We start from the raw sequence: 16811 nt of genomic DNA on the forward strand, positions 1-16811 counted from the left end.
AGCGATCAGTATGGCGTTTGATAGCATTTTGGTTGTCTGTGTCGGTAATATTTGCCGTAGTCCAATCGCTGAAGCTTTACTAAAAGAACAATATCCGCAAAAAAACGTTGATTCTGCTGGACTCTCTGCAGTAGTTGGTAACCCAGTGGATCCAAAATCTCAGGCAGTGATGAAATCAAACAATATAGATATGTCTGGTCACGTTGCAAAACAAATAGATGAACAGCTAGTTATGGAAGCAGACATTATATTCACAATGTCAGATGGTCAAACCAAGTGGATAGAAGAACGATGGCCACATTGCCGTGGTAAAACATTTAAAATTGGGCATTGGGTAGATAAAGATATTTCAGATCCTTATAATCATGATGAATTAGCATTTGAGACTGCCAAAAAAGATATCATTGAAAGCCTAGGTCAGTGGTTCAACAAAATCAGCTAAGTAGTGGATATTTATGAATAAAGATACAGAAAACTTATCGAAAGCCGCCAACGAAACAGTTAAAAATGACATAGATCTGCTGGCTTTGCTATTAGCATTATTGCGTGGCTGGAAAATTTTACTTTTTTTTGCAGTATTAGGTCTGATAGTAGGCATACTTTATAGTCGATATTTAAATCCAGTTTTCAAATCAGATGCCTTGATTCAAATCGATGAAAAATCTGGAGGTATTTCATCAGCTCTAGGTTCGAGTGACTTGATATCTGCAAATGCTAGCCCTGCAGAGACCGAAGCTGAGCTCATAAAGTCGCGGATGGTCTTAAGGCCAGTTGTTGAACAACTGCATTTAGATGTTCGGTTGAGCGATCCTACCGTTGATAATCTAGACAGAATCGAAAGTAACAGTACAGAGACTCAAATGAACACTTCTGATGGAGTAGTTCTTGAAACTGAAGATGGCCAAGTTCGAGTTGCAAATTTTGAAGTTTCACAAACGTACCTAGACCAGTCATTCACTTTAGTGAGGTCCGGTACGGGGTTTCTACTTAGCAACGGTTTAAATGATTTTAAAGGTAAATTCAATCAACCTCATAGTTTTAGAAATTCAGATGGTGCTGTCAATATAACTGTTAATGATCTTCCAGTAGGGAATCATCCTATAAGAATCACTAAACAATCCTTACAGAATGTAACTGATTCTATAAATGGAGCGCTGTCAGTAGTCGAACGAGGTGATAATACAGGTATTATTAAACTGACATTAGTGGGTTCAAATCAGCAGCAAGTAAGCTTGATACTCAAGCAGATTGTCACGTCTTATGTTTCTCAAAATCAGTCAAGTGTCTCTGAGGAAACAACTAAAACAATCAACTTCATGGAAACTCAAATACCTATGCTCAAGCAAAAGCTTGAAGCATCCGAAGCAATTTTTAATGAGTTTCGTACAGAAAATGGCACTATTAACATAGAGCAAGAAGCGGGATTACTATTGTCAGAGAATGCTCGTATAGATAGCCAGTTGAGTGAGTTAAGGTTAAAAAAAGCTGATTTGACGACCTACTATACTGATGAACACCCGCTAGTTATTCAAATCGATGATCAAATAGTGGAGCTGCAAAGCAGAGTACAGGATATTGATAATAGAATAGAAGGTCTTCCTGAAACCCAAAGGGAGTTTTTGCAGCTATCAGAAGATGTTGCTATCAACCGAGAAATTTACTTAAACCTACTTAAAAATTATCAGCAGCTTAAAATAGTGAAAGCTGGACAGATAGGTTATGCTCGCATAATAGATATGCCTATTAGTACCTATAGAGTTATTGCACCTAACAAGCAACTAATAATAATTTTAGCAGCATTAGTAGGATTTACTCTAGGGGCAGTATTAGTATTGCTTAGAAACTTATTGAGAAATACTGTAAAAGATCCAGAACGTTTAGAGGCAAAAACGGGTGTACCAGTTATTGCAACAGTGCCACGTTCACCATCTTTATCTAGACTTTCTAGGAATAAGAAAACACCTGATCGGTTGTTAGCTCATACTGATCGTAATAGTTTAAGTTATGAATCTATAAAGAGTCTAAGAACTCATTTATTGTTTGGTATGCCAGTAGAAGGAAAAACCGGGCAGCGCGCAAAAGTTATTTTAATATCGGGTGAGAGCCCAGGCGTGGGTAAATCATTTATTTCTGCTAATTTAGCAGAAGTATTTGCACAGCTAGGCAAGAAAGTTCTAGTGATTGATGCAGATATGCGTTTAGGTGAATTACATAGAATGTTTAATATGGAACTTAGTAATGGTCTAGCCGACTATTTATCACAAGAAAATGAAAATGATGAAGGCGCGAAAGAATCCGTAGCGAAATTTATTCATCCTACTGCTATGGATCACATTGACTTTATACCTAGAGGGGAATATCCGCATAATCCATCTTCACTATTGTCTGGCGATAGATTTGAAAATTTAATGATAGAGCTTAATAGCCATTATGACTATATTTTTATTGATTCACCTCCAGTACTAGCAGCTTCAGACGCTATAGTTTTGTCACAGTATGTTGATAAGATATTGATGGTAACCAGATATAATAAATCTGTAGAAGGGCAAGTCATCTATGCCATTAATCAATTAAATAAGGCAAATGTTCAGGTCGATGGAATTATTCTCAATGATTTGCAACAAGGCATTATGGATAAGTATAGCTATCACTACAGCTACGCATATGGTAATAATAAATAGTTATTGCATCATCAGTTGGGCACTGCATCTATGAGTTCAGATTTTGATAATACTTATCGGCTATCTAGTACTATTAGTAAATGGTCAAATCGCTGTGCGCTAGGTTTGTTGGCGCTTCCGCGAGGGATAAAAAGAAGTATCTTAATAGCTTTTGATTTTTTAATGGCCGTTCTCTGCATGTTTTTAGCTTTACTAATACGTTATGGTCACGTAGAGCTTCATATTAGTTTATTAGCAATGATCTTATATGCAATTATACCTATCATCGGCTTGTACCTAATTGGTTTCTACAATGGGGTAGCTCGAGTATTTTTTGATGAGGTAATGCGAAGTGTGTTACAGCTTTTCGCTCTATTAATCGTCATATATGAGATTATACTTTATTTTGAATGGTTGCCAAACATACCCCGTTCAGTACCTATCTTCTATCTTTTCCTATTCTTTATTTGGTTATGGAATAGTAGGCTTACCATTAAAGAGATATTAACCCGTTGGCAAGGTAAGCGTATACATCGTCAATCCAATGGTGAGGTCTATGATAACGTGCTGATTTACGGTGCCGGTCTTGCGGGCAGAGAACTCTTCGAAGGTCTAAGAGGCTCGCACAAATACAATGTGACTGCTTTCATTGACGATGATTTACAGCTCACAGGAGCTTCGCTTTTCGGAAAAAGAATTTATACAGCTAATGATCTGGTCGACTTAGTAGATAAGTTAGACATTGCACAGGTATTCTTGGCTATGCCATCGATCAGTCGTGCACGCAAAAGACAAATTATCGATAAACTAGCAGATATTTCAATTAAAATTAAAGAATTACCTAGTCTAGAAGAGCTTGCTGATGAAAAAGTAACTGTTAGTCATATGCGCAAGATTGACATATTAGACGTACTAGACCGGCAAACTGTTGAGCCGGACGATTATCTATTAGGTAAGAATATAACAGATAGAAGTGTTCTAGTAACAGGAGCAGGTGGGTCTATAGGAAGTGAACTGTGCCGACAAATTATAAAAAATAAGCCAACTTGCTTGATACTTTATGAGATGTCAGAGTTTGCTTTGTATAGTATTCATCAAGAACTCTTAGCAAAAAAGTCCAGCAACTCATCTTATGAGCAGATTAAGATTGTCGCTATCATTGGTAGTGTTACCGATGAGCATAACCTCACAAGGATATTCAAAACCTATCACATTCAAACCGTATATCATGCTGCTGCTTACAAGCATGTACCTATTGTTGAGCATAATCCGTTTCAAGGAGTTATCAATAACAGTTGTGGGACTTACCACTGTGCGCGTGCTGCTATTCGAGCAGACATCGAGACATTCGTTTTAATATCTACAGATAAAGCTGTTAGACCGACTAACATAATGGGTGCTTCCAAACGCTTAGCAGAGCTCATATGTCAAGCATTGAGTTACGAAGCTAAACTAGTTAAGCCAGATAGCAAAACTTGTATTAGTATGGTGAGATTTGGGAACGTTCTCGGTTCATCAGGATCTGTAGTTCCTGTGTTTACTAAGCAAATTGAACAAGGTCTTCCTATCACTGTAACTCATCCAGATGTAACACGCTATTTTATGACCATACCCGAAGCTGCAAATCTAGTAATTCAAGCGGGTGCCATGGCTAAAGGTGGAGAGGTGTTTGTTCTTAATATGGGAGAGCCTGTAAAGATTGTAGATCTTGCACAGCGTATGATTAACCTTAGTGGCTTTGAGATTAAAGACGAAAAAAACCCTTATGGTGATATTGAAATTGTTTTCACCGGCTTACGCTCAGGTGAAAAACTCTACGAAGAACTTATTATTGGTGAAGATAATGTTGAAGATACTGCTCATCCGCTAATAATGCAGGCTATTGAGCATAGACATACTCTGGAAGACATTGAAAATATGTTTGCACAGTTGCAAAATAAAGCGCAGTTACATGATGTAATATGGTTGAAAGCACAGTTCAGACATTTTGTAGCTGGATATAAAGAAGATACTACGGTGCGCTCCTAATTTAGAAACTTACATTAATAAGATTGGTGAACAGAATACTATGCTAGATATTAATAACATTAAAATCGCCGTAATTGGTCTCGGTTATGTCGGATTACCATTAGCCGTTGAATTCGGTAAAAAAGTTGAAGTAATTGGCTTTGATATTAATTCAAATCGTATAGCAGAGTTGAAATCTGGTATAGATCATACGCTAGAGGTGAGTAAGGAAGAGCTTGTGGAATCAGAGTATTTGAATTACTGCTCTGATATAAGTGATCTGAAGGAATGTAATTTTTTTATTGTGACGGTACCTACACCTATTGATGACTATAAGCAGCCTGACTTGACTCCTTTGATTAAAGCATCAGAAGCTATCGGTAGCTTAATAAAGCAAAACGATATCGTAGTTTATGAGTCAACGGTATATCCAGGTGCGACTGAAGAAGTGTGTATTCCAGTATTAGAGAAGATTTCTGGATTGGTATTTAATCAAGATTTTTACGCAGGTTACAGTCCTGAGCGTATCAATCCAGGTGATAAAGAGCATCGTGTGACTAATATTCTGAAGGTGACGGCAGGATCAACGCCTGAAGTAGCGGACTTTGTTGATGACGTATATAACCTGATTATTACTGCTGGAACACATAAGGCTCCTTCTATTAAGGTAGCGGAAGCCGCTAAAGTTATTGAAAATACTCAAAGAGATGTCAACATTGCTTTAATCAATGAGCTAGCAGTTATTTTTAATAAGATGGATATTGATACGCAAGCAGTACTAGAAGCAGCAGGTACAAAATGGAACTTTTTGCCATTCCGTCCAGGCCTTGTTGGTGGTCATTGTATCGGCGTTGACCCGTATTACCTCACACACAAAGCACAAGCGATCGGCTATAACCCAGAGATTATCCTTGCTGGTCGTCGTTTGAACGATAGCATGGGTAAGTACGTGATTACGCAGTTAGTCAAAGCTATGATAAAAAAACGTATTCAGGTCGAAGGTGCCAAGGTTCTAATTTTGGGGTTGAGCTTTAAAGAAAACTGTCCAGATGTGCGTAATACTAAGGTCATCGATATTGTACATGAGTTGCAAGATTACAATATTGATGTTGATGTCTATGATCCTTGGGTAGATGGTAAAGAAGCAAAGCGTGAATACAACGTTATGCCTATCAGTAAGCCATCTATGAATAACTATGACGGTATTATCTTAGCTGTCGCTCATAATGAGTTTGTAGAAATGGGTGTAGATTACATTAGAAACTTGGGAAAAGAAAATCACGTACTCTATGATTTAAAGTACATTTTTGAAAAAAAAGAAACTGATATTCGTCTGTAAACCTTTTGAGCGATATGGAAAAAATCATGACAATGATAGCTTATGAAAAAGTTAAAGAAACGTTGAAGCAACACCCCAGAACATGGCTTATTACAGGGGTGGCAGGCTTTATAGGCTCAAACTTACTTGAAACTTTGTTGCTGCTTAACCAAAAGGTTGTCGGTTTAGATAATTTCTCTACAGGATTTCAGCAAAATTTAGATGAAGTTCAAAAACTAGTGAGTAAAAAGCACTGGCAAGGTTTCACCTTCATTGAGGGTGATATCCGTAATTTTGAAGATTGCCAAGCAGCGTGCAAAAATGTTGATTATGTCCTTCATCAAGCGGCATTAGGGTCTGTACCACGCTCTATTGCAAACCCTATCAATACAAATAATACGAATATCAGTGGCTATTTGAATATGCTAGTAGCCGCTCGTGATGCAAAGGTTAAAAGCTTTACTTATGCTGCTAGTAGCTCTACATATGGTGATCACCCTGCTCTACCAAAAGTAGAGGACAATATTGGAAAACCATTGTCGCCATACGCAGTCACCAAATATGTTAATGAGTTATATGCGGAAGTGTTTGCACGTACTTATGACTTCAATACAATAGGTTTACGCTATTTTAACATCTTTGGTAAAAGACAAACACCTGATGGTGCTTACGCTGCGGTGATTCCTAAATGGACTGCCTCGATGATTAAAGGTGAAAAGGTATTTATCAATGGTGATGGTGATACTAGTCGAGATTTCAATTTTATTGAGAATGCAGTACAAGCAAATATTCTAGCGGCAACAACTACTAATTTTGAAGCGAAGAATCAGGTTTATAATGTGGCAGTTGGTGGTCGTACCACCTTAAATACTTTGTTTGAGTATATTCAAGAGGCGCTTAAAGATAATGGTGTTACCTATAGCAAAGTACCTGTTTATCGTGACTTTAGAGAAGGAGATGTGCGCCACTCACAGGCGGATATTAGTAAAATAAAGAATCTGCTAGGTTACTCACCTGAATTTTTTATCAATGATGGGATTGTTAAAGCGATGCCTTGGTATGTTCAGTTTCTAGATTAATTTTATAGTGAAATTATATGTTTAAAATTATAAAGCAGCTGTTTTCACTGCTTTCACCAGAGCAGATTAGACAGTTCTATATATTACAAGTTCTCGTTGTGGTTATGGCTTTTACGGAGTTGCTAGGTATTGCTTCTATAGCGCCTTTTATGACTTTGGTAGGTGATATTTCTATACTAGAAAAAGACAACATTTTTGCCAGGTTATATCAAATGTCTGGCTTAACAAATCCTATAGACTTTGTATTTTACACAGGTCTGCTGGTCCTTATTGCTTTAACTTTTTCTACAATAGTTTCTATGTATACGACTTGGAAGTTATCACTCTATGGAGCTAAAGTAGGTATTGAAATTGCTGATCGCCTTTACGCTTATTATATGAGAGAAAATTGGCAGTTTCATGCTAGCGGTAGTAGTGCCCAACTGACCAAACAAGTATCTACAGAAGCCATGCGAATAACTGGCGGAATAGTGCAGCCCCTGATGCGAATGAATGCGAAGATAGTGCTAACTATTCTTATATCGGTAAGTATTATAATCTATAACCCCATGATAGCTATAGTTGGCTTACTTATATTTGCTTTGGCTTATTTTTCGCTTTACAAACTTGTCCGTAAAAAATTAGTTTCTAATGGTCGCAAATTATCTGAGGTTTCTACTGATCGTTTTAGGCTAATGAATGAAGGGTTCGGTGGCATAAAAGATGTATTGCTACTTAATAGAAGTGAAGATTTCACAAACCGCTTTGAGAGTAGCGGTAGAATTTATGCACGTGCTATAGGTGTTAACGCTGGTATCAGTCAAGTACCTCGCTACTTTATGGAATTAATAGCTTTCGGTTCTATGATTGGATTGGTGTTACTACTGATTAAGTTGCACGAAGGTGATCTAGGGGTAGTACTGCCAATTTTAGCCGTCTATGCTCTAGCGGCCTTTAAACTCCTACCAGCTTTACAACAAATTTATGGCAGTATCGCACAAATTAAAGGAAGCTTAGCGGCATTTGATGCAGTCAAAGGTGACTTAGAAAAATCACTCGATCAAAATAAACCTGTTATTAAAGAAACACTATCATTGCGTACAAAGTTAAAGAAACAAATCACCTTAGATAATATTAAATTTAGTTATCCTGGTAAATCAATACCGGCCGTAAATGGTGTCACTATAACTATTCCTGCTAATAGTGTAATTGGTTTGGTTGGTTCATCCGGTTCTGGGAAGTCTACCTTAATAGACTTATTACTTGGTCTATTAACGCCGCAAAGTGGCAGTATTTTTATGGATGATACTTGTATCACGCCTGAAAACAAACGTGCTTGGCAAGATACATTAGGTTTTGTACCACAAAGTATTTTTTTGAGTGAGGGCACGATTGCAGAAAATATTGCTTTTGGTTTACCTCCCATGGATATTGATCTAAAGCAAGTTAATAAAGCTATAGATCTTGCTAATCTAACCGAGCTGGTTAAAGAACTTCCTAATGGCATAAATACAAAAGTAGGTGAGCGTGGTGTCCAGCTTTCAGGTGGTCAGCGTCAACGTATTGGTATTGCTAGAGCTCTTTATCATGAAGCAGATGTTTTAGTGTTCGATGAGGCTACCAGTGCACTAGATGGTATTACTGAAAAAATAATTATGGATGCCATCCATGATTTTAGTGGTCAGAAAACTATTATTATGATCGCTCATCGTCTAAAAACAGTTGAAAAATGTGATATTATTTATTTAATGGATCACGGTAAAATAGTTGATCGTGGTACATTTGAGGAGCTCCTAAAGAGCAACGATGAATTTAAACTAATGGCTCAACATTCATAGGAGAGATCATCATCAAAATTATATTTTCTGCAAAAAAAGATAAGTTTTGGCTTGATGTATTTGAAAAAATTAAGTCCTTGGGTTATGAGGTCCCTTATTGGGTAGGCCTCAATGAGGAGTTGTCAAAAGAAGTAAATGATTGTTTTTTTCATGAAGTGGTAGATGCTTACGAACTCAAAAACCTTTACAAAGTAAATCCTAAGTCATTTAATATAGATAGTCTTAGTCTAAAAAACTATTATTGTTATTTGAAGATATTAGATCGTGCTGACAACGGTGGAGGCTATTCTTTTAGCCAAAGAGACAGACTTTTTAAGGAACAACTGAACTATTGGTATTCTGTTTTTTACGAGATCAAACCAGATGCTATTGTTTTTAGTAATTTGCCACATCTACTATATGACTTTCCAATGTATTTGATAGCGAAAAAACTTGGTATCAAAACACTTATGTTTAATGTTATGCCCTTCAAAGGCTGGTATTATCTAACGCAAAGTTTATTTCCAGATGATAATTTGTCTAATCTCTTTGAAAGAAGAACTATAGATTCGGAAACTTTAGGTAAGTTTAAAGAGCAATCAGTATATCCTTATGATAATAGGACTTACTTTACTCCTCACTACATGAAAAAACAGTTTGATAATGACAAGAAAAATAAGTTTCTACCTAAGATTAAAAAGGTTGTAAGACCTGCTTTTGTGAAGTCTGGATTTTTGAAAGAGATTAAACAGATTAATATGCGAAACAGCTGGAAGCATAATGCGTTTAATTATTATGGAGCTAGTGGTTTATTCTCTTCTCTCTACTATAGTAAATTATCAGCTGATTTCAAAAAAAATCTGATACAAAACCACTTAAATAATACTTTGAAAACTGAACAAGCTGACGAGATATCTTCAGGAAAATACGTTTACGTGCCGCTTCATTACCAACCTGAAGCAACAACTGCTCCATTGGGTGGTTACTTTTCAGATCAAATATATATGCTAGAAAAATTGAGAGCTGCTCTACCAGAAGATGTATCTATTATTGTCAAGGAGCACTATACACAGTTTTCTGATTCTTTTTTCGGCCCTAAAGGACGTTATCTATCTTATTGGGACAAAATAAACAAATTAGAGAATACTTATATAGTTCCTACAGATTATGACTCGCGAAAACTGATATTGAACTCTTTAGCTGTCGCTACAGTTACTGGTACTGCTGGTTGGGAGGCTATTCAGTTTAATAAGCACTGCATTATATTTGGAACTCCTTGGTATGAATCTTATCCTGGTTTGATTCGTTATGATGAAAACTTTGCTTACAACCTTGAAAAAGTGTTAGACAATATAGAACCAGTAGATTATGTAGAAGAGTTCTTACTGAGCCTCTCTAGTAGCTTAGTTTATACAGATCTTCACAGTATTACTGACGGTGAAGTTCCGAAAAATATTAATATAGTTGTCGATGTTATCGATGAATTTTGTGATTTAAATAAATAAGGTACAGTAAAAAATGTTAACTAATCAAACAATTCTTATCACTGGTGGTACAGGTTCTTTTGGTAACACTTTCGTTCCTATGACTTTAGAAAAATACAATCCTAAAAAGATAATTATTTTCTCACGTGACGAGATGAAACAGTGGGAAATGGCAAAAAAATTTGCAGGTGATGACCGCGTTCGTTTCTTTATTGGTGATGTACGTGATAAAGATCGTTTGTATCGTGCTTTAGACGGGGTTGACTATGTTGTACACGCAGCAGCGACTAAAATTGTTCCTACAGCTGAATACAACCCTTTTGAATGTATCAAAACTAATATTGACGGTGCCATGAACCTGATCGATGCATGTATCGATAAAGGTATTAAGGGTGTTGTGGCTTTGTCCACAGATAAAGCCAGTAGCCCAATTAATCTTTATGGAGCTACTAAACTTGCTTCTGATAAACTATTTGTAGCTGCTAATTCTTATTCTGGAGAACATGGTTCTAAATTCTCAGTAGTACGCTATGGTAATGTTATGGGGTCTCGTGGATCAGTTATTCCTTTCTTTATGTCAATAAAAGATAAAGGCGTTCTACCTATTACTGATGATCGCATGACTCGTTTTATGATTTCTTTAGAAGATGGTGTCGAGTTAGTTTGGCATGCTTTTGAAGACATGGTTGGTGGCGAGATTTATGTCAAAAAAATTCCATCAATGAAAATGACGGATTTAGCCCGAGTAGTTGCCCCAGAGGCCGAACAAGAGGTTATTGGTATTCGTCCCGGCGAGAAGCTACACGAGCAAATGATCAGTGCTGAGGATGCCTATTACACCTACGAATATCCTGAGCATTTCAAGATTTTGCCTACTATTAATGAGTGGGCAACTTCCAAAGAACGCATTAAAGACGGTACACGTGTCCCTGAAGGCTTTGTATATGCTAGCGATAATAACCCAGAATGGATGAGTGACGCCGACTTGCAACAGTGGATTGATGTTAATCGTGAAAAAATTGGAAACATTTAATCTTAGTAGATTGTCTATTACAATACTATTTGTCCTAGGTCTCTATGTTAAGACTTAGGACAAAGTTTTATTCTTTAAAATAAAATTACAAATGCAGTATATATTCAGATATCAGGCTATAAGCTAAAAAATAAATAGGTAGAATTTATGAGAGTTGCAATAATACCTGCTCGTGGTGGTAGTAAACGTATACCCCAAAAAAACATAAAGATTTTTTGTGGTAAACCAATGATTGCTTGGTCTATAGAGGCTGCTCTCGAAAGTGATTGCTTTGATAAAGTTATCGTTTCCACAGATGACAAAGCCATAGCAGATGTTGCTAAGAGCTGCGGCGCAGAAGTTCCTTTCATTAGACCACGAGAATTGTCTGATGATTTCACAGGGACTATCCCAGTCATTAAACATGCTATTGAATATCTTGAATCTCAAGGTGAGACTTATGAGGAAGTACTGTGTATTTATGCAACCGCGCCTTTAGTCACATCTAAAAAAATTATTAAAGCTTACAGGCAGTTTAAAGAGAGTAAAGCTAGTTACTGTTTCACAGCCACTAACTATGCCGCTCCTATTCAAAGAGCATTCAAAATTAACAGTAATAAACGGGCTGAGATGTTCCAGCCTGAGCTGTTCAATGAAAGGTCTCAAGACTTAGAAGAAGCATATCATGATGCAGGTCAGTTCTATTGGGGAAGAGCAGAAGCTTTTAAACAGTTAATACCCGTTTTGTCAGAAAGTGCTAGCCCATATATGCTACCTCGCTATTTGGTACAAGATATTGATACACCTGATGACTGGGTTTTAGCTGAGCTTCTATATCAAGTGCTGCAGTCTAAAGGTAGTTTAGATGAGTAATTGATTCCAGAGTTACTACAACTATGAAATTTCAATTACTGCGGAAAAATATAATATGACTGACAAAAAACTACTAGTTTTAGGTGCAGGTGGTTTGTTAGGGCAGGAGCTTTTCGATAAAGACTATTTGCCTCAATGGACTATTGAAGGGCATTTTGGTCGACAACAAGAGACCAATGCAAACCTCAATAACTATGAGCAAGCAATGAGCTATCTAGATGATATAAACCCAGATGCCATAATAAATCTAGTTGCACTTACTGATGTGGATTACTGTGAAAAGCATCCTGATGATTCATATACCATTAACGTTAAAGTCGTCGAAAATATTGTATCTTGGATAAAGAATCAAGAAAAAAAAGTACAACTAGTTCATATTTCTAGTGACCAAGTTTACGATGGTGAAGGCTTGCATCAGGTAGAAAATGTCACACTTAAAAACTACTATGCTTTTTCCAAATATGCAGGAGAACTTGCTGCTTCATGCATTGACTCTGCCATTTTAAGAACCAATTTCTTTGGGAAAAGTAATGCACCTAAACGTTCTAGTTTTACAGACTGGTTATATCATTCGCTCAAAAATCAAAGAGAAATTCAAGTTTTTGATGATGTTTTTTTTAGCCCATTATCAATGAGTTGCTTATGTGAAATGATAGCGCTAGTGATAACAAAAGACGTTACTGGAATTTACAATTTAGGGTCAAGAAGTGGTTTAAGTAAAGCTGATTTTGCCTATAAATTTGCAAGTGCTTTACAACTAAATACTTCCAGCATGACTAGAGCAAAAATTGCTGATGTAGATATTGTGAAAACTTATCGCCCGAGAAACATGAGATTGGATGTCAGTAAGTTTGAAAAAACTTTAGGAGTTACCTTACCTTGCTTAAACCAAGAAATTATTAAAGTTACTAAGGAATATATTTGATGAATAATTATTTTAGTATAGCTGGTACAAAGATTGGTAACGACAAACCGGTTTATTTTATCGCTGATATTGGTGCAAGTCATGATGGCGACATTAATCGTGCAAAAGAGCTTATACGTCTGGCAGCTGAGTCAGGTGCGAATGCTGCTAAGTTTCAGCATTTTAAGGCAGATACGATTGTCAGTGATCTTGGATTTAAAAATATTCAAGACGAAACTTCACATCAAAAGAAATGGAAAAAGTCTGTTTTTGAAGTCTATAAAGATGCAAGTGTCAATCTAGATTGGACGGAAGAGTTAAAATCTACTTGTGGGAGTGTAGGGATTGATTTCTTTACAAGTGCGTATAGTTTTGATTTAGTTGATTATATTGACCCTTATGTACCAGCCTACAAAATAGGATCAGGAGACATAACGTGGATTGAAATGATTGAATATGTGGCTAAAAAGCAGAAACCGTATATTATTGCTAGCGGTGCATCCAGTATGGATGACGTAATTAGAGCTGTATCAGCAGGCCTAAAAATTAATGAGCAACTTTGTCTCATGCAGTGTAATACTAACTACACAGCTAGCCTAGAAAATTTTAAGTATGTACAGCTAAATGTATTACGTGTTTTCAAAGATATGTATCCAAACCTTGTGTTGGGGTTGAGTGATCATACACCTGGACATGCTACGGTGTTAGGTGCAATTGCTTTAGGTGCTAAAATAATAGAGAAACATTTTACAGATGATACCAATCGTGAAGGCCCCGATCATAAGTTCTCTATGGATCCAGTATCGTGGAAAGAAATGGTTGATCGTTCTCGCGAACTGGAATATGCCCTCGGTTCAAGCGTTAAAAAGATCGAAGACAATGAATTACAAACCGCTATTGTGCAACGCCGTTCTATTAGATTGACTGAAGATTTAATAGAAGGTACGGTTATCACACGTGACCATTTGACAATGTTACGTCCTTGTCCAGCAGATGGTTTAGCGCCATACCATATTGACAAAGTTATTGGCCAAACGGTACGTCACGATCTTAAGTCTGGAGAGCATATTAAATGGATAGATCTAAAATAGGATTAGTCATTCCTGCCTACAACGAAGCAAATACTATTTTTGATGTTGTAAAGGCAGCGTCAAAGTATGGTCGACCTATTGTAGTTAACGATTGTTCTAATGATAGTACAGCAGAATTGGCTCTAAAAGCTGGCGCTACAGTAGTTAATCATACAGTGAATCTAGGCTACGACGGGGCACTAAACTCTGGTTTTGCTCGAGCGCACAAGATTGGCTGCGAAGTAATAATAACGCTGGACGCTGATGGACAGCACAATCCCAAACTTATCAAAAGCTTTATAGATGCGCTTGAAAATGGCTCGGATATGGTCTTGGGTATTAGAAGTAATAAACCACGGTTCAGTGAGCATTTATTTGCCCTAGCAACTAACAAAAAGTTTGGTATTAAAGATCCTCTATGTGGTATGAAAGGCTACAGTGCAAAAGTTTATGAGGCACTAGGATATTTTGATTCTTATGAGTCCATCGGAACAGAATTAATGCTTTTTGCTGCGAGTAATAATTTTCTATTCACTCAAATATTCTTTAACGTTGAAGAAAGACAGGACAGGCCACGATTTGGTGGCGCTCTTAGATCTAATTTGAAAATATTAAAGGCAATGTCCTTATCAATGTAAAATTTATTTTTGCCATAGTAGCAATTATGATCTTTGCAGATAAACCCAATGCTGAAAAATTATAGCAAGCTAGCCCTATTTAATTATTAGAAGGTAATAGAAAGTCTGATACTTTTCATAGCGTTAATAACTATTACATACTAATAGAATGTAATAATCTATGGTCTGTTTTCAGACAGGATAACGTGATTTAGTTTTTTGTTAAATAAACTATTGAAGTTATTAGAAGAACACTTCTAAGGTTTTTTTTAGTTATATTTTTCTAAAATTAGTCAAATTCCTTTGGATTCACATTCAATTTAGTGTTTAACGCTATAGAGTTTACCAAATATTATGAATGCAATTTATCTATGTACTATTGCTGAACCTTGGATTAAAGTAAGCCAAGAGCTTGAGAAAGATTTCAATATAATTCCTTCATACATTATTTGTTGGAGCTATGATCTAAATCTATTTAGAAAAAATATATCTAATAATGCTTACATACAAAACATGGACGATGCTTGGAAAGGGCTAGGGTTTCCACCGGAGATAGATCGATATGTTTTTGATGAAGAAGAGCTCAGATCAATATCATATTATGAACTTATAGCATTGAAAATGATGGATAGACTCGATCCAGATGGAGAATCTTTTCCGTTTACAACTCGTTTACACTTTTTTCGCGATCTTTTAGGATATTGGTTCAATATCGTTAGTAGTAGCAATATCGATTTAGTCATATCTCCTTCGATACCTCACCGTGTTTTTGATTATGCACTTTACGTAGTTTGCAAAATTAAGAATATAAAATTTATTATGTTTCAGCTTACACCGTTTGGCAGCAATAGTATAATTATTGATGATATTGATGCCATGCCAAGGTTGTTAGATATCTCAGCAGAAGAAACATTACCCTCAAAATCAATTCAAGAAAGAATTGCTAAGGTAAAGGGTGATTACAAAAAAGCAATTCCAAGCTACATGGTTAAACATGAAGTCAACGATAAGAAGCGTCGTGTCTCACGACCTTTAGCTCATGTAAAACAGTTTATACGCAGTTATGTGCCACGCGCAAGCAAGCCACATACTTATTGGGTTGAAAAAGGATTTTCTCCTAATGAAACCCAGTATTCATGGCATGACTTTTACGTTATGGAAGATAAGCGTAATAAAAAAATTGATATGTTCAAAAAGACTTACAGCACAGTCATAACATCAAGCTTGTCTGAAAAATTTATATTAATTGCACTACACTATCAGCCCGAAGAAACATCGTGTCCAACAGGTGGTGTTTACTCCGATCAGATTTTGATGATTCAATTGCTCGACAACTATTTGCCTAAGGGTACAGATATTGTAATCAAAGAACATAAATCTCAGTTTTATTCCAAACTAGAAGGTGCATCAGGTCGCGATCCAATCTTTTACGAACGTATTTCCCAAATTTCTTCACGAGTGAAGTTTGTATCGGTAGATTATGACCCATTTGAGCTAATAGACCAAGCTCAAGCAGTGGCTACCATAAGTGGTACAATAGGTTGGGAGAGTGCAGTAAGAGGAACACCAACTATTGTGTTTGGTAGAGCATGGTATGAACAGATGCCTAGAGTATTTAAAGTAAAAACTAAAGCTGATCTTATAGCTGCTTTGCAATTATTACCACAACAGAAAAATAAAGATCTGCATTCTGAAATTATGAGGTTCCATGCTATCTTGGAAGGTAATTTTGTTCAAGCTAAGCATTACAAAGCATTATTAGACAATAATGACGTCACTATGGATGAGTCTATGATTAACATCGTCCACAAGTTGAAAGGCGTTTTGAATTTAAGAAACAATAATGTCTAAACAATATATCAAATATCACGATGATTATTTCCCTGGGATATTAAACTTCGGAATCAATCGTAGTAAGCTTTTTCATTTCTCGCGATAGCTTTTACAGATGATCTTACTATTTTATGGTTTGGAAGATTCATAGGAAATTA

General features: G+C 36.4%; 13 protein-coding genes. All 13 read left to right on the forward strand.

The window, feature by feature from the left end:
• Positions 1 to 10: 10 nt before the first annotated feature.
• The 13 genes from QO189_RS00335 (at position 11) to QO189_RS00395 (ending at position 16671) form a co-directional block, all read left to right on the forward strand.
• Positions 11 to 442, forward strand: coding sequence for a low molecular weight protein-tyrosine-phosphatase (locus QO189_RS00335; RefSeq protein ID WP_371530990.1), 432 nt, complete (start codon positions 11 to 13; stop codon positions 440 to 442).
• A 13-nt stretch (positions 443 to 455) separates the two neighbouring features.
• Positions 456 to 2681: a polysaccharide biosynthesis tyrosine autokinase gene (locus tag QO189_RS00340; RefSeq protein ID WP_371530992.1), complete on the forward strand. Its 2226-nt coding sequence runs from the start codon at positions 456 to 458 to the stop codon at positions 2679 to 2681.
• A gap of 30 nt (positions 2682 to 2711) precedes the next feature.
• On the forward strand, positions 2712 to 4688 hold the full coding sequence (locus tag QO189_RS00345; RefSeq protein ID WP_371530994.1) for a polysaccharide biosynthesis protein: 1977 nt from the start codon (positions 2712 to 2714) through the stop codon (positions 4686 to 4688).
• 40 nt (positions 4689 to 4728) lie between these two features.
• Positions 4729 to 6006: a Vi polysaccharide biosynthesis UDP-N-acetylglucosamine C-6 dehydrogenase TviB gene (tviB, locus tag QO189_RS00350; RefSeq protein WP_371530996.1), complete on the forward strand. Its 1278-nt coding sequence runs from the start codon at positions 4729 to 4731 to the stop codon at positions 6004 to 6006.
• Positions 6007 to 6038: 32 nt separating this feature from the next.
• Positions 6039 to 7064 (forward strand): NAD-dependent epimerase/dehydratase family protein, encoded by a 1026-nt coding sequence (locus QO189_RS00355; protein ID WP_371531446.1) that lies wholly within the window; start codon positions 6039 to 6041, stop codon positions 7062 to 7064.
• A 17-nt stretch (positions 7065 to 7081) separates the two neighbouring features.
• On the forward strand, positions 7082 to 8881 hold the full coding sequence (locus tag QO189_RS00360; RefSeq protein WP_371530998.1) for an ABC transporter ATP-binding protein: 1800 nt from the start codon (positions 7082 to 7084) through the stop codon (positions 8879 to 8881).
• A gap of 119 nt (positions 8882 to 9000) precedes the next feature.
• Entirely contained in the window at positions 9001 to 10365 is a 1365-nt protein-coding gene (locus tag QO189_RS00365; protein ID WP_371531000.1) for a hypothetical protein, read from the forward strand.
• Between the two features lie 13 nt (positions 10366 to 10378).
• Positions 10379 to 11377 (forward strand): UDP-N-acetylglucosamine 4,6-dehydratase (inverting), encoded by a 999-nt coding sequence (gene pseB / locus QO189_RS00370; RefSeq protein WP_371531002.1) that lies wholly within the window; start codon positions 10379 to 10381, stop codon positions 11375 to 11377.
• A gap of 147 nt (positions 11378 to 11524) precedes the next feature.
• Complete coding sequence (gene pseF, locus QO189_RS00375) at positions 11525 to 12229, forward strand: pseudaminic acid cytidylyltransferase (RefSeq protein WP_371531004.1); 705 nt, start codon at positions 11525 to 11527, stop codon at positions 12227 to 12229.
• A 55-nt stretch (positions 12230 to 12284) separates the two neighbouring features.
• The gene (locus QO189_RS00380) at positions 12285 to 13154 is read left to right on the forward strand and encodes an NAD(P)-dependent oxidoreductase (protein WP_371531006.1); all 870 of its coding nucleotides are present in this window, start codon (positions 12285 to 12287) and stop codon (positions 13152 to 13154) included.
• The gene (locus QO189_RS00385; protein WP_371531008.1) at positions 13154 to 14224 is read left to right on the forward strand and encodes an N-acetylneuraminate synthase family protein; all 1071 of its coding nucleotides are present in this window, start codon (positions 13154 to 13156) and stop codon (positions 14222 to 14224) included. The genes QO189_RS00380 and QO189_RS00385 overlap by 1 nt, the downstream gene beginning before the upstream one ends.
• Positions 14206 to 14841 carry a glycosyltransferase family 2 protein gene (locus tag QO189_RS00390; protein WP_371531010.1) on the forward strand — a complete coding sequence of 212 codons (636 nt, stop codon included), beginning with the start codon at positions 14206 to 14208 and terminating at the stop codon, positions 14839 to 14841. The genes QO189_RS00385 and QO189_RS00390 overlap by 19 nt, the downstream gene beginning before the upstream one ends.
• A gap of 333 nt (positions 14842 to 15174) precedes the next feature.
• Positions 15175 to 16671, forward strand: a complete 1497-nt coding sequence (locus QO189_RS00395; RefSeq protein ID WP_371531012.1) for a hypothetical protein — start codon at positions 15175 to 15177, stop codon at positions 16669 to 16671.
• Positions 16672 to 16811: the final 140 nt, after the last annotated feature.

The organism is Psychrobacter sp. Arc29 (assembly GCF_041431175.1).
In the GTDB taxonomy this organism is placed as follows: Bacteria; Pseudomonadota; Gammaproteobacteria; order Pseudomonadales; family Moraxellaceae; genus Psychrobacter.

What these genes read in the sequence shown, in the direction of transcription:
- QO189_RS00345 (WP_371530994.1), top strand. Translation starts at nt 2,712, where the DNA reads ATGAGTTCAGATTTTGATAATACTTATCGGCTATCTAGTACTATTAGT.
- QO189_RS00390 (WP_371531010.1), top strand. Translation starts at nt 14,206, where the DNA reads ATGGATAGATCTAAAATAGGATTAGTCATTCCTGCCTACAACGAAGCA.
- QO189_RS00380 (WP_371531006.1), top strand. Translation starts at nt 12,285, where the DNA reads ATGACTGACAAAAAACTACTAGTTTTAGGTGCAGGTGGTTTGTTAGGG.
- QO189_RS00395 (WP_371531012.1), top strand. Translation starts at nt 15,175, where the DNA reads ATGAATGCAATTTATCTATGTACTATTGCTGAACCTTGGATTAAAGTA.
- QO189_RS00335 (WP_371530990.1), top strand. Translation starts at nt 11, where the DNA reads ATGGCGTTTGATAGCATTTTGGTTGTCTGTGTCGGTAATATTTGCCGT.
- pseF (WP_371531004.1), top strand. Translation starts at nt 11,525, where the DNA reads ATGAGAGTTGCAATAATACCTGCTCGTGGTGGTAGTAAACGTATACCC.
- QO189_RS00340 (WP_371530992.1), top strand. Translation starts at nt 456, where the DNA reads ATGAATAAAGATACAGAAAACTTATCGAAAGCCGCCAACGAAACAGTT.
- QO189_RS00355 (WP_371531446.1), top strand. Translation starts at nt 6,039, where the DNA reads ATGATAGCTTATGAAAAAGTTAAAGAAACGTTGAAGCAACACCCCAGA.
- pseB (WP_371531002.1), top strand. Translation starts at nt 10,379, where the DNA reads ATGTTAACTAATCAAACAATTCTTATCACTGGTGGTACAGGTTCTTTT.
- QO189_RS00360 (WP_371530998.1), top strand. Translation starts at nt 7,082, where the DNA reads ATGTTTAAAATTATAAAGCAGCTGTTTTCACTGCTTTCACCAGAGCAG.
- tviB (WP_371530996.1), top strand. Translation starts at nt 4,729, where the DNA reads ATGCTAGATATTAATAACATTAAAATCGCCGTAATTGGTCTCGGTTAT.
- QO189_RS00385 (WP_371531008.1), top strand. Translation starts at nt 13,154, where the DNA reads ATGAATAATTATTTTAGTATAGCTGGTACAAAGATTGGTAACGACAAA.